Annotated in this window: 18 protein-coding genes; 9 read left to right on the top strand and 9 right to left on the bottom strand. The window is 65.0% G+C overall.

The features are described from left to right. Positions 1-98: 98 nt before the first annotated feature. The 4 genes from lhpI to L0U82_RS24255 form a co-directional block, all read right to left on the bottom strand. The gene (lhpI, locus tag L0U82_RS24270; protein WP_233835231.1) at positions 99-1,031 is read right to left on the bottom strand and encodes a bifunctional Delta(1)-pyrroline-2-carboxylate/Delta(1)-piperideine-2-carboxylate reductase; all 933 of its coding nucleotides are present in this window, start codon (positions 1,029-1,031) and stop codon (positions 99-101) included. Positions 1,032-1,336: 305 nt separating this feature from the next. Continuing rightward, positions 1,337-1,585: a hypothetical protein gene (locus L0U82_RS24265; RefSeq protein ID WP_233835230.1), complete on the bottom strand. Its 249-nt coding sequence runs from the start codon at positions 1,583-1,585 to the stop codon at positions 1,337-1,339. Between the two features lie 72 nt (positions 1,586-1,657). Then, positions 1,658-2,299, bottom strand: coding sequence for a C39 family peptidase (locus L0U82_RS24260; RefSeq protein ID WP_233835229.1), 642 nt, complete (start codon positions 2,297-2,299; stop codon positions 1,658-1,660). A gap of 52 nt (positions 2,300-2,351) precedes the next feature. After that, positions 2,352-3,692: an NAD(P)/FAD-dependent oxidoreductase gene (locus L0U82_RS24255; protein ID WP_233835228.1), complete on the bottom strand. Its 1,341-nt coding sequence runs from the start codon at positions 3,690-3,692 to the stop codon at positions 2,352-2,354. A 237-nt stretch (positions 3,693-3,929) separates the two neighbouring features. Here L0U82_RS24255 and L0U82_RS24250 point away from each other — a divergent pair, with 237 nt between their 5' ends. From L0U82_RS24250 to L0U82_RS24240, 3 genes are all read left to right on the top strand, one after another. Beyond that, a complete protein-coding gene (locus L0U82_RS24250) occupies positions 3,930-4,184 on the top strand; it encodes a helix-turn-helix domain-containing protein (protein WP_233835227.1) in 255 nt (84 codons plus the stop codon). Between the two features lie 2 nt (positions 4,185-4,186). Further along, a complete protein-coding gene (locus tag L0U82_RS24245) occupies positions 4,187-5,527 on the top strand; it encodes a type II toxin-antitoxin system HipA family toxin (protein WP_233835225.1) in 1,341 nt (446 codons plus the stop codon). A 342-nt stretch (positions 5,528-5,869) separates the two neighbouring features. Next, positions 5,870-6,724 (top strand): helix-turn-helix domain-containing protein, encoded by an 855-nt coding sequence (locus L0U82_RS24240; protein ID WP_233835224.1) that lies wholly within the window; start codon positions 5,870-5,872, stop codon positions 6,722-6,724. Positions 6,725-6,775: 51 nt separating this feature from the next. On the opposite strand, the gene L0U82_RS24235 is transcribed toward L0U82_RS24240, so the two are convergent. Beyond that, positions 6,776-8,617, bottom strand: coding sequence for an ATP-binding response regulator (locus L0U82_RS24235; RefSeq protein WP_233835223.1), 1,842 nt, complete (start codon positions 8,615-8,617; stop codon positions 6,776-6,778). After that, positions 8,587-9,138, bottom strand: a complete 552-nt coding sequence (locus tag L0U82_RS24230) for a molybdopterin-dependent oxidoreductase (RefSeq protein WP_233835222.1) — start codon at positions 9,136-9,138, stop codon at positions 8,587-8,589. The genes L0U82_RS24235 and L0U82_RS24230 overlap by 31 nt, the downstream gene beginning before the upstream one ends. 243 nt (positions 9,139-9,381) lie before the next feature. Between L0U82_RS24230 and L0U82_RS24225 the strand changes: the two genes are divergently transcribed. Further along, positions 9,382-10,329, top strand: coding sequence for a phosphoribosyltransferase (locus L0U82_RS24225; RefSeq protein ID WP_233835221.1), 948 nt, complete (start codon positions 9,382-9,384; stop codon positions 10,327-10,329). 2 nt (positions 10,330-10,331) lie between these two features. Here L0U82_RS24225 and L0U82_RS24220 read toward each other — a convergent pair whose 3' ends face one another. After that, on the bottom strand, positions 10,332-11,999 hold the full coding sequence (locus tag L0U82_RS24220) for an ATP-binding domain-containing protein (protein WP_233835220.1): 1,668 nt from the start codon (positions 11,997-11,999) through the stop codon (positions 10,332-10,334). 260 nt (positions 12,000-12,259) lie between these two features. On the opposite strand from L0U82_RS24220, the gene L0U82_RS24215 reads away from it, so the two are divergent. Both L0U82_RS24215 and L0U82_RS24210 read left to right on the top strand, forming a co-directional pair. Continuing rightward, on the top strand, positions 12,260-12,886 hold the full coding sequence (locus L0U82_RS24215) for a glutathione S-transferase family protein (protein WP_233835219.1): 627 nt from the start codon (positions 12,260-12,262) through the stop codon (positions 12,884-12,886). 259 nt (positions 12,887-13,145) lie between these two features. Further along, a complete protein-coding gene (locus tag L0U82_RS24210; RefSeq protein ID WP_233835218.1) occupies positions 13,146-13,751 on the top strand; it encodes a Fur family transcriptional regulator in 606 nt (201 codons plus the stop codon). A 121-nt stretch (positions 13,752-13,872) separates the two neighbouring features. Here L0U82_RS24210 and L0U82_RS24205 read toward each other — a convergent pair whose 3' ends face one another. Then, a complete protein-coding gene (locus tag L0U82_RS24205) occupies positions 13,873-14,385 on the bottom strand; it encodes a response regulator (RefSeq protein WP_233837473.1) in 513 nt (170 codons plus the stop codon). Positions 14,386-14,875: 490 nt separating this feature from the next. Here L0U82_RS24205 and L0U82_RS24200 point away from each other — a divergent pair, with 490 nt between their 5' ends. Then, a complete protein-coding gene (locus L0U82_RS24200) occupies positions 14,876-15,607 on the top strand; it encodes a ribonuclease activity regulator RraA (RefSeq protein WP_233835217.1) in 732 nt (243 codons plus the stop codon). A gap of 44 nt (positions 15,608-15,651) precedes the next feature. On the opposite strand, the gene L0U82_RS24195 is transcribed toward L0U82_RS24200, so the two are convergent. Beyond that, complete coding sequence (locus L0U82_RS24195; RefSeq protein ID WP_233835215.1) at positions 15,652-16,482, bottom strand: TetR/AcrR family transcriptional regulator; 831 nt, start codon at positions 16,480-16,482, stop codon at positions 15,652-15,654. Between the two features lie 75 nt (positions 16,483-16,557). Here L0U82_RS24195 and L0U82_RS24190 point away from each other — a divergent pair, with 75 nt between their 5' ends. Both L0U82_RS24190 and L0U82_RS24185 read left to right on the top strand, forming a co-directional pair. After that, positions 16,558-18,093 (top strand): MDR family MFS transporter, encoded by a 1,536-nt coding sequence (locus L0U82_RS24190; RefSeq protein WP_233835214.1) that lies wholly within the window; start codon positions 16,558-16,560, stop codon positions 18,091-18,093. A gap of 324 nt (positions 18,094-18,417) precedes the next feature. Then, on the top strand, positions 18,418-19,593 hold the full coding sequence (locus L0U82_RS24185) for a hypothetical protein (protein WP_233835213.1): 1,176 nt from the start codon (positions 18,418-18,420) through the stop codon (positions 19,591-19,593). Positions 19,594-19,917: the final 324 nt, after the last annotated feature.

The following is a 19,917-nucleotide window of genomic DNA, read 5'->3' as shown; positions in this document are numbered from 1 at the left end:
GGGTTTCGTGCATCGCAACTACGCGCGCCGCGCTCACCCGCTCTCCTGTCCGATTCTTACGAACGAACGTACGCGCCGCCCGCCGGCACGCGCGAACCTCAGCCCGCGCCCAGCGCGTCGCGCGCCACCCGGCACGCGGCCAGATCCCATGCCGCGCAGCCAACGCTCTTGAACACCACCGGCTTCGTCGGCGACAGCGTCGCGTCCGCCAGCACATCGGCAATCCCGCCGACGCGCGCCCAGTCCACGCCCGCCTGAATGAAGTCGCCGGCCTCGTGCTTCGCACCGGCCAGATCGTCGACGAACAGCGCGCTGCCAGAGATCGTATTCGCCCCGATCTCGACCATCTCCGGCGTAAATGCGCCGACGCCGATCACCAGCCGTCCGTCGCGCGCCGCTTCGTCGTAGACCGGCTGTCTGCTGGTGGTCAGCGCGATCACGACATCGACCGAAGCGGGAATCGACGCGTCGTCGCTCGCGAGCGGCCGCAGCTCGCGCACCTTGCCTTGCCGCGCCGCGCAGAACGCGTCGGCGCGCGCGGGCGCGCTGCCCTTCACCCACACGCGCGCATCGGGGTATAGCTCGGCGATCGCGTCGAGATGATTGAGCGCCTGCGTGCCGGTGCCGATCAGCAGGAATTCTCGCGGCGCGTGGGCGGCGAACGTATCGATGCCGAGCATCGACATCGCCGCGGTACGGCGCCCGGTCACGGTCGGACCGTCAAGCACGAACAGCGTCTCGCCGGTATCGGCGTCGAAGGCCATCACCTGGCCGTGAATCGTCGGCAGATTGCGCGCGCCGTTGCTCGCGCACACGTTGACGAGCTTGTGGATCGCGAGATCGGGCGCGGTGGCGGGCATCGACAGCATGATGCCGCCCGCGTTGAGCGGCACGACCAGCCGCTCGGGACTCGTGATGCGCTGCCGCGCGTAGTCGATGCTCGCGCGCTTCAACGCGTCGACGAGCGCTGCGCACGGCATCAGCCGCGCGGTCTCGGCGGCATCGAAAATCGGCGTGGTCGGGCGGGTCATGAGCGGGCTTTCCAGTGCAGGTGAAGGGTTGAGCCCGGCTGCTTTATCGCTCGCCTGATGCTGCGTGAGAACGCGGGAGCCAGCCGGGTCCGCCATCGATCGGTCGTTGGCTCGCGAGCGGGCTGCGGGCCGGCCCGTCGATGGCGGGGATCGCATCACCGTAACCGAGCGGCACGAAAATGACTAGCCGGGCGGCGTGGATGAGGATGGATCGCGCGTCGAGCCGCCTTGGTACGCCCCCTTTGCTGGCCCTTCAGCAAGGTCCTTTAGCAAGGTCCTTTAGCAAGCCCCTCGGTAAGCGCCCCTTACCGCGCTCCGTTCTTATCGCCACCCTTGCCGTTCCTGAACATCGCGCGACAAGCCGGGCTCAGTTCGTCGATGTGCTGCTTCATGCACGCGGTGATCTTCTCCTTGTCGGGAATCTCCGCGGCGCAGAAATGGATGGCGTCGCCGCGGCATGCCTGGGCCTGTTCATCACGCGTCGCGCCATTCGCGTAAGCGGTGGCGCCCAGCGCAACGAGGCCGGCGGCAATCAGGCAGTAGGCTCGATTCATGGCAAATCCGCTCGTCGAAACTCGATGAAAGCTGCGGCAGCAGAAAACGGGCCTGAGCGTCACACGTGAGCGCTAGACCTCGCCTGCATCGCGACGGCGCAGCGTCATCCCGCGGCCCGCGTAAAACCGCTCGATCGTCTTGAACGGCAGATAGACATCGGCCTGATGCGGCACGACGCCCGACGGATTATGAAACCACACGCCTTCGCGATCGCGCCCGTGCAGCAGGATCAGATGCCCACCCTGCCGCTGGTTCGGCCGCTCCGGATAACGGATCTCCGGGCTCACCGAGATGATCGCGAGCGTATCGGCGTCCAGCCGCGCGGCGATGTCCTCGAGCGACGCCTGCGGCAGCACGTCGATCTGAAGGCCGAACGCCTGCGCCGCCCAGTCGGCGAACGGCCGATAGATCAGGCCATCGACACCGCCGTCCTCGCGCATCCGGTAGACGCCGTGCCGCAGTGCTTCGTCGAGCAGGGCCGCCCGCGGCGCGTGGCCGATGCGCCAGTAATCGAGCGCCGATTCGAGGCACGTCAGCCCGCACAGCCGTTGTGCCCAGAAGCGGTAGCGCTCGGGATCGGCGAAACCGCTGCGCCGCCAGTGCGGATCGTCGCACGGGTCGCACTGGCGCTCGACGATATCGCGCACCCATTCGGGGCTGCCCCATTGCGTGTAGTACGGCACATCGGCGTGACGGAGTACGGGTTCGTTCATCGTGTGGATCGGTCCTCGGGCTTGCGCGGTGGAAAACGGAAAAGACGCGGCGTCACAGCATGCTGCGCGGCCGCTGCATCGTGCCGTCGAAGAAACGCCGCAGACGGAACGCGGACAGATCGAGCGACGCCGCGACGCCATCGTTCATTTCCGCGAGCAGTTTGCCGACGATCGGCCCCATCGCGAAACCATGACCGCAGAAGCCGGTAGCGATGGTGAGACCCGGGACCTGCGGCGGCGCGTCGATCACCGGAATGCCGTCGGGCAGCACGTCGATCAAACCGGCCCACGCCTCGACGACCTGCGCGTCCTTCAACGCCGGAAACAGCGCGCGCAGCTTCTGCAGCGCGCGCGGCGCATGGCTCGCGTTCGGCTGCGGCTGCGGGTCGCGTGGGTACAGCACGCGCTCGGCGTCGGGCACGCCGCCCGGCAGACGCGCACGCAGATCGCGCAGACAGGCGCCGTTCAGATGGAAGCTGAATTTCTCGCGCTGCTTCCACAGTTCGGGCCAATACCATTTGAGCGCGCGGAAATGGCCGAGCGTCATATCGACATCGGCCTGCATGTCGTCGGCGAGATTGATCGTGCCGTTCGCACGCTGCCGCACGCCGAGGCCGTGCCCCCAGAACGTCGACGCGGTAATCGGCGGCAGCGGATTGGTGCGCATGCACGTGCCGCGCACGGCCTGCTGCGGCAATTCGAGGCCCAGCGTGCGCAATAGCCGCCAACTGCTCGCGCCGGCCGCGCAGATAAAACGCGACGTGCGCACCGTGCCGCGCTCGGTAACGACACCGGCAATCGCGCCGCCCGCGCGCTCGAGCGCGACCACCCCGCAGCCTTCGAAGAACAACGCGCCGGCTTCGGTCGCCCGCGCCGCGAACGCGGCAGCGGCGCGACGCGGTTCGGCCTGGCCATCGCTCGGCGTGTACAGGCCGCCGAGCGCCGGGCCTTGCATGCCGGTGACGACCGTATCGATCTGCCGGCGATCGAGCGTGCGCGTGTCGAGCCCGTACTGACGCGCGACGTCCATCCATTGCTGGAACGAGGCCCAATCCTCTTCATCGGTCGCGACGTACAGGCAACCGCCCTGGCGCCATTCGAGATCGAAGTTCAGCTCGCGTTCGAGTTCCTTCCACAACGGGATGCTCGCCATCATCAGCGGCACCTCGGCGGCTTCGCGGCCCTGCTGCCGCACGAAGCCCCATGCGCGCGACGACTGCTGGCCGGCGATGCGCGACTTGTCGAGCACGACCACGGACATGCCGCGGCGCGCCAGATAATAAGCCGCCGCGCAGCCCATGATGCCGGCGCCGGCGATCACGGCATCGGCATGAGTCGGGAATGGCTGGTCGGCGCGGGTGAAATTCGAATGCAGCGGGTACGTGGTGGTCATCAGGTGGGACGGTGTCGAAGGTGGGCGTCATCTTCGCAGGCCGAAGGGGTGCTCCGCAATGTCGCTCGCCGCGAATGCCGGCCTGGCGGGTGAAGTGCAGGCCCCGCGCGCCGGGCTCGCCGGCTTCGCGTCGATTATTTGCCACACAGATATTCGTCAAATATTCGTGACACGCATATTTGACGAATATCTGTGTCACGAATAAAATGCATTTATTCGTCTCACGGATAATTCGCCATGCTCCATGCCATTGCCACGTCGAGCCAGCTAGCGCAGTTGCTCGCCGCCAGCCGGCGGCAAGCCGGTCTCACGCAAATCGAAGCGGCCTCGCGCATCGGCGTCAGTCAAAGCCGCATTTCGGCGCTGGAAACCGACGCGAGCGCGCTCACGCTGACCCAGTTGCTGGCGCTGTGCGGCGCGTACGGCCTGCAGCTGCAAGTGCTCGACAAGCACCAGACGGTCTCCGTGCCGGCATCGACCGTCGAGTGGTGACAATGGCGCGGGCAACCCACTCACGGGCACTGTCGGTATGGGCCAATGGCGAGCGCGTGGGTGTCTGGCGCCTGCCGGCACGCGGCCCGATGACGTTCAGCTACGACCCGCAATGGACCGCCTCGCCCGCGGGCCGGCCGCTGTCGCTGTCGTTGCCGTTCATGCCCGGCAACCTGCCGCACCGGGGGCCACGGGTGCTCAATTACTTCGACAACCTGCTGCCCGACAGCGACGCGATCCGCAAACGCATCGCGCAGCGTTATCAAACCGAAACGCTCGATGCGTTCGATCTGCTGCAGGCCATCGGCCGCGATTGCGTCGGCGCGGTCCAACTGCTTGGCGAAGACGACGCGCCGACGGGTGTCGACAGGATCGAAGGCACGCCTCTTTCGGACGACGAAATCGAAGCGCTGCTCGCGCAAACGGTCGGCGGCCCGGCGCTCGGCTCCCCCGATCCGACTGACGACTTCCGCATCTCGCTCGCCGGCGCGCAGGAAAAAACCGCGCTGCTGTGGCACGACGGCAAATGGCAGCGGCCGCACGGCGCGACGCCGACCACGCATATTTTCAAGCTGCCGCTCGGACTGGTCGGCAACCGGCTCGCCGATCTCAGCACGTCGGTGGAAAACGAATGGCTGTGTCTGCGGATTCTGCGCGAATACGGGCTGCCGGTCGCGAACGCCGAGGTGCTTCGTTTCGGCAAGCAACGGGTGCTGGCCGTCGAGCGCTTCGACCGGCAGATGCATTCGAGCGGCAAGTGGCTGCTGCGTCTGCCGCAGGAAGACTTCTGCCAGGTGTACGGCGTGCCGTCGCACCGCAAATACGAAAACGAGGGCGGCCCCGGCGTGCGCGAACTCGCGCGGATCCTGCAGCAATCGGTCGATGCACGCGAAGACCTCGAAACGCTGCTCGCGAGCCAGATCCTGTTCTGGATGCTGGCGGCGCCGGACGGTCACGCGAAAAACTTCAGCATCCGCCTGCTCGCGGGCGGCCGCTTCCGGCTCACGCCGCTGTACGACGTGATGTCGATCTGGCCGGTCGAAGGCAACGGTCCGAACCAGTGGTCGTGGTACAAGGCGCGGCTCGCGATGGGCATGTGGTCGCGCAGCAAGCACGACGCGTTTCGCGACATCCAGCGGCGGCACTTCAACGCGATGGCCGTGAAATGCTCGTACGGCGCCGACGCCGAGCCGCTGATCGAGCGCCTGATCGAACAGACGCCCGCGGTGATCGAGCGGGTCGCAGCGGCATTGCCCGAGCGCTTTCCGGCCAGGGTCGCGGAACGGATCTTCAAGGGCCTGAAAACGTCGGCGGCGAAGCTGGACAAGATGCCGGCAAGCTGAAGACGCGCCGGGGCGCCGGCATGCGTTCCGGTGTCGCTTCACCGTGTGATTGTCCTTTGTTGCCACTCCATTCGCGCATTCCCTACCGTTGCGTCACCGTTTCGCCGGTAAAATGCCATTGATGCGTAGCGCATCAAAAAAATCGATGGCCGGCCGTGACATATTTCGAACCGACGGCTCCCGCGGCGCTCAGACAAAAATGCGATTTGTGAATTTTTTTACGGTACATTTGCTGTCCTCCCGCGCTGGCGCTTCCTGTGCATCGCATGCGCACGGCCGCGCCGCGCCTGACGCATTGCGCTCTTCCTGTACTCCTTAAAAGACGGCGGATTTTCAAGCAGTATGGCCAACGAAACACACTCACCAGACTCCATCGCGGTTGCCGAGCGCGTGCGCGAGTTGATGAGCCGGCATGGAATCGGCAAACGCCAGCAAACCACGGAGCTGTGCCGCATCCTCGACCTGAGTTTTTCTCAGGGGCATCGCAAGCTGCGCGGAAATAGTCCGTGGACCCTGTCGCAGATCAAGAAAGTCGCCGAGGTGTTCGACGAGCCGGCGGCGCAACTGTTCGGCGCGCAATCGCTCGATCCGGGCGTGGTCGGCGCGATTGCCCAGGAAGCGGTGTTCTGCATCGGTGCAACCGAAATCGCCTGCACCGCGTGGGTCGGCGCCGCGCTCGAAGCGGGCAGTCGCCCGGAATTCATCGCGTATTCGCGGCTCGGTCAGTGGCGCGTCGCGCGCCACGACGGCGCGCTGTATCAGAGCGCGTACGAGGTCCACAAGATCGAAATCTATCCGCGCCGCGCCGAGACCGACAAACCGACCATCGCGGTCGTCGACGACGATCAGGCGAGCGCCGACAACCTGCGCGACTACCTGGAGCGCAGCGGCTTCGCGGCGGTGGCGATCTACGGGCTCACGGCCTTCAGCGAACAGTTGCAGTCCCAGGTGTTCGACGGCGTGATCATCGACTGGTTGTTCGGCGCGCAGACGTCGGCGGCCGCGATTCGCGCGGTGCGCGCGTCGGAGAACCCGGATGCGCCGATCTTCGTGCTGACCGGCGAGCTGATGACCGGCAAGGCCAGCGAATCGGAGATCAGCCAGGTGATCCGCGATTACAACGTCGCGTGCTATGAGAAGCCCGCGCGCATGGCGATTCTGGTCGCCGATCTGTCGAAGCGGTTGAATCGTCCTTGATGCATCGGCCTTGATGCATCGGCTTTAATGCATCGCGGCCCTGAAGCGCTGTCAACCCGCCTGATGCCGCGCCGCCAACGCGCGCTGCAGCGCGTTCTTCAGATCCTCGTAATGTACCGGCTTCAATAACGCCTCGAAAAACGGCGTCGTGCCGCTCTCTCCCTCCTGCACGACCTCCGGTGCATACGCGCTGACCACGATCACCGGCACTCCCGCCGACGGCCCGCCGCGCATCGCGAAGTCGGCGAGAAACGTATAGCCGTCGCGCTCCGGCATATGCAGATCCAACAGCACCACGTCGCAGCGATGCGTATCGAGCCATGCGAGCGCGTCGTCGGCATTGCCGAGCGCGTACGCGTCGAAATCCATATGCTCGACCATTTCGCTGAGCGACTCGCGAATCAGCCGGTTGTCGTCGACGATCAGCACGGCCGGCCGCGCGCCGCCCGGCTCCGCCTGCGCGGCGACGTCGGGCGGCTCGACGGTCGCCACCGGCACGACCGGAATGGTCACCGTGAAGGTGGTGCCCTTGCCGACCGTGCTGGCGACATCGACCGTGCCGCCAAACAGTTTGACGAGCCCCTGCACGATCGTGAGCCCCATCCCCGCGCCTTCGAAACGGCGCGTGCGCGACGCGTCGAGCTGCGTGAACTCCTCGAAGATCAGCGGAATCTGCGCATGCGGCACGCCCGGCCCCGTATCGCTGACGACGAAGATCAGCAGCGCCGGCTGCTGCCGCAGCTCGACCCGCACGGTGCCGGTTTCGGTATAGCGGATCGCGTTGGTGACGAGGTTGTTGACGATCTGCCGGATCCGGTGCGGGTCCGACTCGACGAGCCCGCTGACGCCGCTCGCCTCGCTTTCGAGCTTGAGCCCGCGCGCGCCGGCGGACATCGTGTGCTCGTCGACGATCGACGCCAGCAGTTCGCGCGGCTCGAAATGCTCGTGACGCAGTTCGAGCTTGCCCGCGCCGAGGCGCGCGTAGTCGGTCAGGTCCTTCATCTGCGCTTCGAGATGACGCGCGGCGGTTTCCAGCCGCTGGATCACCTTGCGGTCGGCCTCGGAGTGATAGTTAAAGCCCAGCAATTCCACCGACGACACGATCGCGTGCAACGGCGTGCGCAGTTCGTGGCCGATCATGCCGAGAAACGCGTCCTTCGCGAGACTCGCCTCGCGCGCCGCGCGGCTCGCCTGATGCTCGGCGTCGAGCGCCGCGCGCTGCTGATGCATGAGCCGCGTGCGGCGCCGGCCGTTCAGCACGAGTAGCAGCGTCGCCGCCGCCGATAACAGCAGCAGCAACAGCCCGCCCGCGAACAGCATGCGGCGTTTGTCGATGAAATCGCGGTTCATCGCTTCGCGATCGGCGACGTCGGCGAACCGGCGCGACAGCGCGAGATCGTTGACCTCCGCCCAGTGCTCGCGCATCTGCGCAACGATCTGGCCGCCGCGGGTTCGATCCGCCGGCAACGCATCGATCTCGGGCTGGATATCGTCGAGCAGATGATCCAGCGAGCGGATCTCGTCGAGCTGCCGCTGCAGCAGCGCGAGCTGCGCGGAAAGTCGATGCGTCGAGCCGGCCATCACGTGCAGTTTCGATTGCAGCAGTTGGAAGCGCAGCAGCAGCCGCTGATAATCGTTATCGGCGCCGGACTGATACTGCAGCAGCTGGTTCTCGAAGCGGGCGTACGCGATCTGCAACTGCGCGGCGTCCCAGTAGAAGCCGTCGTAAGTGCCGGTCAGTTGCTCGGTGGCGCGCGGGTTCAGCAGATTCGCGTACAGCAGGTAGCCGATCGCGCCGGCCGGCGCCGCGAGCGCAGTCAGCCAGATCAGCACATGCAGCACGCGGCGCCATGGACGGCGCACTATCGGACGATGAGGGCCTTGATCTGCCATACGAATTTCGAGTCGCCAACCGCGCCCGTCAGTTCATCGGGAAACGCGTCGCGCGGATAGATGAGAAACAGCGGTCCGAAGTCGCTGAGCTTCAGGCGCTCGCCATTCATGCTGTACGCGACGATCACGCCGTAGCGATCGCTGTCCGACACCGGTACGGTGTACGAGTAATCGTCGAAGGTATGGAATTCGATTTCGGTGCCGTACGCGCCGACCGTCTTCAGAATATCGCCGAGCAGCGGCCCCGTGAAGGTGGAGCGCGGTGTCCACGTGGTGGCGGTCGTAATCGAGTGGACCGGCAGTGCAAGCAGTTGCGCCTCGCTGAAATGGTAGACGCGGTGCTGCGGGTCGTTCGTGTTGGCGATCTTGCCCAGCACGTCGAGCGTCAGCGGCGGCACCGCGTGGGCCGCCGGCTGCGCCTGCGCAAAACAGACGGCCAGCGCGAGCAGCAGACTCGTCATCCAGCGCATCCGACCGGCGACGCCGGAACCACCACGCAGCGTTGCAATCACGTTGGCCATTTATTTTCTTATCCGTTTTCCGTTGTGCCGCGAGACCGGCGCGGTCAAACGCGTGCCACCCCGACACGCTATCTTTGACCCGCATGCATAATATCGCCAAAATCCAATGTCTCAAAAGCGGGGCTCCGCAACGTGGCGCCGATGCATCGGCCGCCTGATTACCGATTGCCACGCCGTTGCCATGCCATTGCCCCGCGCCCTCGCGGACACTTCCGTCCACGCGCCCCTCGCGTCTGAACAGTCATGAACAAGCCGGTTCTGCCCCTGACGTACGAACAGCTCGATCACTGGATCGAATCGCTGCAACCCGCGTTGCTCGCCGAGCGTTTCACGATGGCGCTCGGCATCCTGCGCGGCGGCGCGCCGCTCGCGCTGATGGTGTCGCACGCGGTCGGCACGCCGGTCGCGTTTCTGCGCTACGACCGCGCCTCGCGCACGGTTGCGTGGGATTCGACGCTGCCGGCTCCGCCGGCGGGATCGAAAGTGCTGCTATGCGAGGACATCGCCGGACGCGGCTTTACGCTGGTCGACTGCATCGCGTTCCTGCGCGGGCAAGGGCTCGAAGTCAGAACGCTGACCGGCGCCGTCGACGATCTGAGCCGCACGCAGCCGGACTACGCGATCGACGCACGCGGCTACTTCGCGCTGTTTCCGTGGGAGCGCCAGGCGTACACCGAACGCTATCGCGACGACTGGGCGCGCGTCGAAGCCGGCGCCGCGCCGGCGATGGCCGACGACCACGAATACGCGACCTATGCAATCGATCTCGACGGCATCCTGCTGCCCGACGTGCCGCTCGCGCGCTACGACGCGGATCTCGACGCCGCGCTCGCCGAGCGCGACGCGCTGCTGCCGTTCGAGGTACTGCCCGGCATCGACTTGCAGCGCGTACGCACGATCATCACCGGCCGCCCGGAGATCGATCGCGTGCGCACCGAAGCCTGGCTTGCGCGCCACGGCTTCGGTCATATGCAACTGGTGATGCGCGCGCCCGGCACACACGACGACAGCCCCGCCGGCGCCGCCGCGCACAAGGCCGGCGCGGCGTTGCGCGGCGGTGTCACGCATTTCGTCGAAAGCGATCCGGCGCAGGCGCTGCTGATCGCGCAGCAGGCGCCGCTGTTACGCGTGATCTGGTGGGACGCGGCGACGCGCACCGGCATGCTGGTGGGCGCGCGGGCGTGGAACTGACGCTACCGGTCCTTGACGTCACGCAACCGCAAATGCAGCGCGGCGCGCTGTGACGCGACGACGATCAGCTTCATCGTCGCGCGCGTCGCGCCGACGAACAGCTTGCGCGCACTGCGCTCGTCGAACGACTCGAAGTCGATTTCGGTGAAGATCACGCACGGCGCCGCCTGTCCCTTGAAGCGATAGATCGACTCGAACAGCACGTCGCCTTCGCGATATTCGGGGTTGCCGAACAGATCGTATTTGCCGGTAAAGCTGCGCAGCCGATGCGGCCCGAGATGATCGAGCGCGCTCATCGCCGAGCCTTCGCGGCCGCGAAACGACAGCACTGCGATGTCCTGCTTGCGAAAGCCGAGTGACAGCGCCTGGGTGATCGCGCGCTTGGTTGCGTCGATGGTGCTTTCGGGCCCCTGCGTTTCATCGTAGATCGACGAGGAAATCTCGGAGCCGTCGAACGGGCTGCCCGACGCGAGCGCCGCGGCAAGCGGCACCGGGCCGCCGAGCACGTCGCGCAGATAGTCGAGAATGTCGCGCGGGCTGCGGTAGTTGGTGGTTTCCTTCAACGTGGTCCAGCCCGGCAACGCGACCGGCTCGCGCATATACAGGTTCTGCAGTGGATCCTCGAGCCACCACCACGCGCCTTCGGGTCGCAGCAGCCGTTCGAGCGCGGCGACCCACGGCTGCTGGAAGTCCTGCCCTTCGTCGACGATCAATACGTCGAATTGCCAGTGCGGTTTGATCGGGGTCTCGACGAACAGGGTTTCGAGTTGCTCGAATACCTGCGCGGACTGGAAGTCGGGCGCGCGGCCCGCGTCGCGCGCTATCCAGTCGCACAACTGGTGGTAATTCGCGACCTTGGCCTCCGGCGGCGCGACTCGCGCGATATGGTCGGCGAGCGGCCGGTTGAAGCACACGTACAACGGTCGCGCGCCGCGCGCGACCGCGTCCTTCATCACCTGCACCGCGAGCTGCGTCTTGCCGGAGCCGGCGGTGCCGATCACGCGCAGGCGGAACGGCGCGAATTCGAGCCGCCGCGCCCAGCTCGCGAGTCCGCCGGAAAGACGCGTGACAAGCGTGCCGGCCTGACCAACGAGCGCGCTCGTGTCGGGCGCCAGCGCGAGTTCGTCGGCGAGAAAGTGATGGATCTTCGATGCGCACGCGAGGCGCAGCTCGTCGGCCGGCAGTGCGTCGCGGATCACGGCCGCGAGCTGGTCGCGCCGCGTCGCATCGACGATGCGCGCGGGATTCACGCCGGCGATCGCCGCGTCCTTGACGATGTGATCCGGGCAGTACAGCAACTCCTCGATGAAATACGTGCCCGCGCCGAATGCCGCGGTAAAACGCCGGTGCAGCCCCTCGATCGTATGAGCGAGCGCGATAGCGACATTACGTTCCGTTTGCAGATAGACCTTGACGAGCCCCTTCGGCGTTTCGCGCAGAAAGCCGGTTTTCTGCTCGATGATCATTACGCGCCCCGCCGGGCTCACGATCACGAAATCGGCCTCGCCGAACACCGAGAAATTCTGGTTCAGGCGGGTCCAGTGCACACCGTGGTAGACCGTGTAGTCGGCGGGCAGCGCCTTTTCCAGCAGCGCCAGCGTTTCACGTTCGCGCGCCGCCGCGCCGGCCGCTTCGAGGCTTTTCCAGTCGTCGGGAACAATGCGGGCCATGCGGTGCCTCAACGGGTTGGGATGCGTAGTTCAGATGCGCGAACCAGCCGCGCAAATTCAGGGTGCGGTCATTGTACGCAAGCGCGTATTACGCCGGGGCGTCGGGGCGCCGGGGCGTCGAAAACCCCGGCGCGTGCGGTTCCGCGGCGGCCCGCATGGATGGCATGACGCGCAACGCGACGTGCATCGTGTATCGTTACTGGCTGAACGCCGCGCGCCGGGCGCGGCTTGCCAAACCGTAAGGGAAGGGAATTTACCGGATGATTACGATCTGGGGACGCGCCAATTCGGTCAACGTCCAGAAAATCTTGTGGTGCTGCGACGAACTCGTGCTGCCATTCGAGCGCATCGACGCCGGCCTGCAATTCGGCCGCAACAACGACCCCGAATACCTCGCGATGAACCCGACCGGCAAGGTGCCGACGCTGGTCGACGACGACTTCGTGCTGTGGGAATCCAACTCGATCCTGCGTTACCTCGCGATGCAATACGGCGAATCGAGCCTGCTGTATCCGGACGAGCCGAAACTGCGCGCGAGCATCAACCGCTGGCTGGACTGGTCGCTGTCGACGCTGCAGCCGGCCGAGCGGCCGGTGTTCTGGACGCTCGTGCGCGCGCCCGAAGCCGAGCGCAACGCGGCGAAGCTCGCCACCGATATCGCCGCGGTCACCGTGCTGTGGCGTCTGCTCGATACGCATCTGCAAGGACGCTTCTTTCTCGAAGGCGAGAAGTTTTCGCTTGCCGATATCGTGATCGGCTCGTATGCGAAGCGCTGGTTTGGGCTCAACGGCGTCGAGCGCCCGCCGCTGCCGAATCTGGAGCGCTGGTATTCGCGGATCGCGACGCGCTCGGGGTTCAAGAAGTATGTGGATTTTCCGTTGACGTGATGGTGGCTGGCTGGCGGCTGTGTTGGTGGCCTGGTTGATGGCGTGGTCGGCCGTTCCGCTTGCCGCGCCGGCTATCCGCTGGACGGCGCGGCAGTGCCTGCGCTCGTGCTGATGCGGATGGCCGCCGGTCAGCGGCTGGCCGCCACCCGCTGCCCATGCGTGACGCCACTATCGACTCGGGCTTCCAAACCTTGGCAACACCGCCAGGCAACCCAACCCGGCAGCGGCGGCGCCGCGCTCGGGCCTCTATAATCGACGCATGAAGACCGCCAAGCCCGCCAAATCCGCCGCGACCGGCCGTCCGGCCACTCCCGCCCATTCCGCCGATGCCCACGACGCTCATCAGCATCACGGCACGCGGGACCCCGCGCATTCGCACGGTGCATCCCAGGAAGCCGCGCTCGCTCTCGCCGACGAATATTGCCGCGAACGCGGCGAAAAACTCACGCCGATCCGGCGCAAAGTGCTCGAACTGCTGCTGAATTCCGGGCGCGCGACCAAGGCGTATTCATTGCTCGACGAAATGCGCCACATCCACCCCGGATCCGCGCCACCCACTGTCTACCGCGCCCTCGACTTTCTGTTGTCAGCCGGGCTCGTACATCGGATCGAATCGATCAATGCATTCACCGTGTGCCACGATCTGACCCAATGTCAGCACGGCATCCTGGTTGTGTGTCAGCAATGCGGCACGGTCACCGAACTGCACCAGCCGAAACTGCGCCAGGCGCTCGTCGTGCAGATCGAAGACGCGGGCTACCGCCTCGCAAGCGACGAAATCGAATTGAAGGGCTTGTGTTCAGCCTGTCAGGCGGCCGAAGCGGCGGACGTCAAGAGCGCAGCGCCGGCTGCCGCCGCGAAGTAGACCAAGTAGACGAATCAGGCGAAACGAATCAGGCGAAATAAATAACGGCACATGCCGCCACCCGCCGCGGGGTGGCGCCGATATCCGCCGATGTCCGTATCGTGACGATCGGAAGCCTGGATCAACCCGCCGCGCGCGCGTCGATCGCGTCGTGCAGCAGGGTCACGAGATCGTCGGGCAACGCGGGTTTGGTCATAAAAAACTGGAAGCCTTCGCCGATGCTGCGCAGACGGTACGCGTCGTCGGTATGGCCGGTGAGCGCCACCGCCACCGCGGGCGAATGACCGCCGCAAATCTCGTGATCGCGCAACCGCTGGATCAGGTAGAAACCGTCCATCGCCGGCAGGTCGAGATCGCAGACCACGGCGTCGGGCAACAACCGCATCGCCGCTTCGACGCCTTCTTCCGCATCCGCCACCGCGCAAACCTGCGCGCCTTCTGCCTCGAGTAGCAAGGTCAGCGACTCCCGGCTGTCCGGGTCGTCTTCCACCAGCACGATCGTTACCTGATCGAGCCTCATTGCTGCGTTCATTGTCTGTTGTTGCTCTGGAAAACCGGTTAGGCCATCTGAACTGGCCGTTACTTCGCTCTGCTGCTTGCCGCCGATCCGCGCGGCGAAGATGTTGCTGTCCATGGTTCCGACTCGATTTCGCGCGCCGAGTTGCAGACAGGTCCGCGATTGTAAAACATCGCCGCCACAACTTTCCCGAGTACAACGCGTGCGCACGGTAACGCGCCAAAATTGCACGCCGATGAAAAAACGGCCGCCTGCGTGTGTCGCGATTCGTGTACCCATGTTGCCCCGATTCCGCGACTCGGCCGACTGCCGGCACCCGATGCGCCGGCGCGGTCCGTGCCAACCCCATTCGCACGGCGTTCTCTGCCCGGCATCGTTTCCGTCCCTCGTATCCGTTTGCGTGATGTGCGCGCATCAGTGCATGCAGCGCGGCATCAAATCCACTCCTGTGATAGCACGTCGCGTGCCGTGGCACGATGCTTCGCGACGAGCGAACAGTACGCTACAGAGAGCTTGCCGATGGATTGCAAATGCGTTGCGCGGGCGGCGCTATCATCGCGGGTACCCAGCACCCTGAACCTTCGACCATCCGACATCAACCGACACCATGTGCGCCACCCCAATCACGTTGTCCGCCACGACGCTCGAGATCCTCCGTCACGTCAGCACCGCCACGCTGACCACACAATTGTTCAAGCGCGGTCTACGCAATACCTTCATGCAGGGCGTCGCGCCGCTCGCCCCGCGCCACGACGCGAACCTGGTCGGGCCGGCATTCACGCTGCGCAACATCCCGTCGCGCGAAGACATCGACGTACTCGAACTGTTCGCGGACCCCGAGTACGCGCAACGCAAATGCGTCGAGACGATTCCACCCGGCCATGTGCTCGTGCAGGACTGCCGGGGCGAACGCGGCAGCGCGTCGTTCGGTTCGATTCTTTCGTTGCGTCTGCAAGTGCGTGGTGTCGCGGGAATGGTGTCCGACGGTCCGGTGCGCGATAGTGCGACGATCGCCGCGCTCGACATGCCGGTGTTCTGCGCGGGCGCGAGCGCGCCGCCCAATCTGATCCGCCATCACGCGGTCGATATCAATGTGCCGATCGGCTGCGGCGGCGTCGCGGTGTTTCCCGGCGACGTGATCGTCGGCGATGTGGATGGCGTCGTCGTGATTCCGCTGAAGATGGTCGACGACGTCGCGCAAGCGGCCGCCGAGCAGGAACAGATGGAGGAGTTTCTGACCGAGCGGATTCGCGACGGCGCCGCGCTGCCGGGCACTTACCCGCCGAACGACGCAACGAAGGCCGCGTTTGACGAGTGGAAGAAGCAGAGGCAGGTTTAAGCCACATCGGCACCCCGCGAATTTCGTCGGACACGCGCAGCGCGTCAGGCGCTGCCCTTCTCCTTGGCGCCGATTCCCTGCACCAGCAACGCAACGGCGTGCCGCGCGATCTCGTCACCACCGAAGTTGCGCCGCACGGGATCGTTGCACCACAGCTTCGACGCCGCGAGCGGCAAGATCGTCATACCAAGCACCGTGACGAACACGAGCGCGGGTTCGAGCGATGGGTTCAGGCGGCCTTCCTTCTGCCAGCGCTCGATCGCCGACAGCGACGCCTTCTGGTGCGCGTAGCCGAATCGCTCGTGCATGCGCTGACGCAACAGCCCGCTATCGCTCATCACTTCGCGTACCCATAACGGCGCGAACCACGGGTTATCGCTCGCCACCTGTACGAGCCGCTGCGCCAGTTGCGTGATGGCCGCGACCGGATCATCGGGATTCTCCTGAAACGGCAGCCCGAGGCTCGTGCGCAACGGCGTGAAACGCTCATCGATCAGCACGTCGAGCAGTTGATCGCGGGTCTTGAAGTAGTAATGCATCATCGCAGGCGTGAAACCCGCTTCACGGGCAATCTCGCCCAGCGACGTATCGACGATGCCCTGTTTTGCGAACAGCGTCAGCGCGGCGTCGAGCAAGCGGGCGCGCTGCTCGGGACCGCGCGCGGCACCGGTCGGCCGGCCTGGACGGCGGACCGCCGCCGCAGCGGAAACAGCACTCGCCGCGTCGGTATCGGCTTGTGTTGCGCTGACCACGCGCTTCGACGCCGCGGGCTCTTTCGCTTTGGCTCGCGCGCGCTGCGTGGTGCCTACGCCCCGCTTTGCCACGGGTTTCGTCGCGGAATCGACCGCGGAGTCGTCTGACTGAATCCTTGCCATTGCATTGAATTTGACTGGGAAAGCGATGTCGCATATATTAATCGCCAAGTTAATTAATTTCAACGCATCGCCATCATGGAACACCCCGTCACGACCTCGCCCGTCGACGCCGCCCAACCGGATTCGCGGCCGGCCTCGCCTGCTACCGACCATCCGCCGATCCGGCTGCTGTTTCCAGCGCTGCTGCTGGTCATGCTGCTCGCGGCGCTCGATCAGACGATCGTCTCGACCGCGCTGCCTACCATCGTCGGCGAACTCGGCGGACTCAACAATCTGTCGTGGGTCGTCACCGCTTACCTGCTCAGCTCGACCATCGTCGTGCCGCTATATGGCAAATTCGGCGATCTGTTCGGCCGCAAGATCGTGTTGCAGACCGCGATCGTCGTGTTCCTCGTCGGCTCGGCGCTGTGCGGCATTGCGCAGAACATGGGTCAACTGATCGTGCTGCGCGCGCTGCAAGGGCTCGGTGGCGGCGGCCTGCTCGTCGTCACGATGGCTGCAATTGCCGATGTGATTCCGCCGGCCGAGCGCGGCCGCTATCAGGGCGTGTTCGGCGGCGTGTTCGGTCTCGCGACGGTGATCGGTCCGCTGCTCGGCGGCTTTCTGGTCGAACATCTGACGTGGCGCTGGATTTTCTATATCAACCTGCCGCTCGGTATCGTGTCGCTGATCGTGATCGGCGCGGTTTTCAAGCCGCGCGTGCATCACGTGAAGCACACGATCGACTACATGGGCGCCGCGTTTCTCGCCGGCGCGCTGACCTGCATCATCCTGTTCACGAGTCAGGGCGGCACGATTCTGCCGTGGACGTCGCCGCAACTGTGGTTCACGCTCGGCATGGGGCTCGTATCGATCTGGGGCTTCATTCACGAGGAGCGCAGCGCGGTCGAACCGATCATGCCGCTCGAACTGTTCAGGCAGCCTACGTTTTTGCTCGGTAGTCTGATCAGCTTCATCATTGGCGTATCGCTATTCGGCTCGGTCACGTTTCTGCCGCTTTATCTGCAGGTCGTGAAGGGCTCCACGCCGTCGGAAGCCGGTATGCAGATGCTGCCGATGATGGGCGGCCTGTTCATCATGTCGATGGTGACCGGACGCATCATCAGCAAGATCGGCAAGTACCGGATATTCCCGATCATCGGCACGCTGCTCGTATCGATCGCGATGGTGCTGCTCGCGCGCCTGCAGATCGACACGCCGATTCATGTGATGTACCTGTACGTCGGCCTGCTCGGCTGCGGTCTCGGCATGGTGATGCAGGTGCTGGTTCTCGCAGTGCAGAACACCGTCGAATTCAAGCATATGGGCGTGGCGACGTCGGGCGTCACACTGTTCCGCTCGATCGGCGGTTCGATCGGCGTGGCCAGTTTCGGCGCGGTGTTCTCGAACGGACTCGCGTCGCGCCTCGAAAGACTGATTCCACCCGATACCGAACTGCCGCATGCGTTGGGACCCGCCGCGATCCATCAGCTACCCGAAGCATTGCGCAACGACTATCTGCATGCGTTCGCGGGTGCGCTGCATACCGTGTATCTATCGGCCGCCTGTGTCGTGGTGTTTGCATTCGCGCTCGCGTGGTTGCTGAAGGATCACCCGCTGCGCAAGCAATGATGACGAGTGTCTGATTCACGCGCGTTCGACGCAGCGCTGGCTCACGAACGCACTAAAAAAATCCGCGCATACACTCGTTATCTGCACATGTGCAATGTTTCGTCATACCTGCGAATGTGCGGTAGCCCACATTGTCAGGTATGAACGTTAATTGACGTTCCTTATGAAACGCCACATATTGGAAATTCGGCGAGCGTAAGCGCGACTTACGTCCCCGATACACTCCGGCGCATGTGGATCGTGTTTCCGCGGACAAGGCTCCTGCCTCAACACGATCCGGAGCATGCCTTCAATGGCATCGTTTTCCACAGGTGGGTCCATCCCATGTCCACCCAGACAGCAACCGGCCATAGTTTTCCCACGCCCTGCAAACGTTGTGGTGGCACGCTGTACCGGCAGGTCGATTACTGCCCGTATTGCGGCGTCCCGCATCCGCTCGAAGCGACTCCGCATAAACGCACGGCCGTTCCCGGCAGCCGCGCCAGTGCTATGCATAAGCCGTTGCACCGCTTCGCGGCGGAGTCGCCGGACATGCCCGACGAAATCGCCCTCGCCGCTCGCGCGATGCCTGCGTCGCAGTTCCTTCACGATGAACCTGCCAGGAACACGGCGCTCGTTGCGCCGGTGCCACAGACAGCCGATCCGCTAGATCAGCTGGAGGAGACGGTGTATGCGCGACGCTACACCACGCGCACCATCTGGCGTGTTCTGTGCGGCGTCGGCGTGTTTGTCGCAATAGGCCTGGCGTATGTCGGCTACACGCTATTCAGCGACAGCGGAGAATCCGAAGAGACGGGTGTCGAGCAGATCAGTCGGGATGCCCGAACGACAACGGGCACGATAGCGCCGTTGGCTGCGACGACAGCAGCGCCCGCGGTTGCTCAGGCTCAACCGCAAGTTCAAGCGCACGCGCAAGCCCAAGCGGCCCATGCTTCCGTTACGCCGAAACCTGTCACGCCGCCCCTACCCGCCGCGCCCGATCTGCCGGCAAAGCCCGCACCCGTGGTTTCAGTGGCGTCCGTCGCACCCGCGCCGGTGATGGCGGCAGCGCTACCGTCGATTGCCGCGACACCCGCACCTAGATCCACACCGCAGTTCCGCGATGCCACGCAGGCATTGCAAAGCGCGCGGCTCGCGTTCCGCGCCAACGATCTGTCGAAGGCGCAAGCCGCGCTCGCCGCCGCGCAAACATTGCAGCCCGGCGACGCCGACGCAAAGGATCTGGCCGCGCAATTGCGGCCGATTACCGAGCGTCGCGATAGCGCATTGCAAGCAGCGCAGGCATGTGTCGCGCAGCAGTCGTGGCCATGCGCTCGCCAGCATGCGAACGAAGCATTGGCGATCGACAGTGGCAACGACGCGGCGAAGACCATCCTCGAACGCGTAATTCGCGAGACCGGTTGGGCACCACTGAATCAGCACGCGACGACCACCAGCAGCGGACAAGGCGCGCCGCTCGCGCAAACGCAGTTGCAGCCGCCGCTGCCTGCGGGCAAATAGATAAACGAGAGAACACACGAGAAGACAACGGAGACAAGCGAGGCAATCGCAACAAACGCAGCGGACAAAGCGGACCGGCAAGCGGGCAACTAGCGGACGCGCGGCGACAGCGACGGCGTTAGCAACACGTGGCGGTGCCGCGCGCATCGTGAGCGCGCTTAGAGCCACGCATCACAGTCGAGCCTCACAGCCGGGCCTCACAGCCGAGCGTCGCGACTGCTCGCGGCATACGTGAACGCTCAATCAAAGGCACCGGCGTCGTCACATCAAAAAACCCCGCCGCCGGGTTTGCGAAAAATTGCCGTCGCTATCAGATCGAATCAC

Origin of the sequence: Paraburkholderia sp. ZP32-5, assembly GCF_021390495.1 — a bacterium.
Classification (GTDB): domain Bacteria; phylum Pseudomonadota; class Gammaproteobacteria; order Burkholderiales; family Burkholderiaceae; genus Paraburkholderia.
Note: the sequence above shows the minus strand (reverse complement) of the source record. Positions and strands in the feature narration are given on the sequence as shown.

Excerpts from the sequence above, each read along its gene's own strand:
- L0U82_RS24220 (WP_233835220.1), bottom strand. The coding sequence starts at position 11,999 with ATGGCCCGCATTGTTCCCGACGACTGGAAAAGCCTCGAAGCGGCCGGC.
- L0U82_RS24185 (WP_233835213.1), top strand. The coding sequence starts at position 18,418 with ATGTCCACCCAGACAGCAACCGGCCATAGTTTTCCCACGCCCTGCAAA.
- L0U82_RS24250 (WP_233835227.1), top strand. The coding sequence starts at position 3,930 with ATGCTCCATGCCATTGCCACGTCGAGCCAGCTAGCGCAGTTGCTCGCC.
- L0U82_RS24190 (WP_233835214.1), top strand. The coding sequence starts at position 16,558 with ATGGAACACCCCGTCACGACCTCGCCCGTCGACGCCGCCCAACCGGAT.
- lhpI (WP_233835231.1), bottom strand. The coding sequence starts at position 1,031 with ATGACCCGCCCGACCACGCCGATTTTCGATGCCGCCGAGACCGCGCGG.
- L0U82_RS24245 (WP_233835225.1), top strand. The coding sequence starts at position 4,187 with ATGGCGCGGGCAACCCACTCACGGGCACTGTCGGTATGGGCCAATGGC.
- L0U82_RS24265 (WP_233835230.1), bottom strand. The coding sequence starts at position 1,585 with ATGAATCGAGCCTACTGCCTGATTGCCGCCGGCCTCGTTGCGCTGGGC.
- L0U82_RS24215 (WP_233835219.1), top strand. The coding sequence starts at position 12,260 with ATGATTACGATCTGGGGACGCGCCAATTCGGTCAACGTCCAGAAAATC.
- L0U82_RS24235 (WP_233835223.1), bottom strand. The coding sequence starts at position 8,617 with ATGGCAGATCAAGGCCCTCATCGTCCGATAGTGCGCCGTCCATGGCGC.
- L0U82_RS24260 (WP_233835229.1), bottom strand. The coding sequence starts at position 2,299 with ATGAACGAACCCGTACTCCGTCACGCCGATGTGCCGTACTACACGCAA.
- L0U82_RS24225 (WP_233835221.1), top strand. The coding sequence starts at position 9,382 with ATGAACAAGCCGGTTCTGCCCCTGACGTACGAACAGCTCGATCACTGG.
- L0U82_RS24210 (WP_233835218.1), top strand. The coding sequence starts at position 13,146 with ATGAAGACCGCCAAGCCCGCCAAATCCGCCGCGACCGGCCGTCCGGCC.
- L0U82_RS24230 (WP_233835222.1), bottom strand. The coding sequence starts at position 9,138 with ATGGCCAACGTGATTGCAACGCTGCGTGGTGGTTCCGGCGTCGCCGGT.
- L0U82_RS24200 (WP_233835217.1), top strand. The coding sequence starts at position 14,876 with ATGTGCGCCACCCCAATCACGTTGTCCGCCACGACGCTCGAGATCCTC.
- L0U82_RS24255 (WP_233835228.1), bottom strand. The coding sequence starts at position 3,692 with ATGACCACCACGTACCCGCTGCATTCGAATTTCACCCGCGCCGACCAG.
- L0U82_RS24240 (WP_233835224.1), top strand. The coding sequence starts at position 5,870 with ATGGCCAACGAAACACACTCACCAGACTCCATCGCGGTTGCCGAGCGC.
- L0U82_RS24205 (WP_233837473.1), bottom strand. The coding sequence starts at position 14,385 with ATGGACAGCAACATCTTCGCCGCGCGGATCGGCGGCAAGCAGCAGAGC.
- L0U82_RS24195 (WP_233835215.1), bottom strand. The coding sequence starts at position 16,482 with ATGGCAAGGATTCAGTCAGACGACTCCGCGGTCGATTCCGCGACGAAA.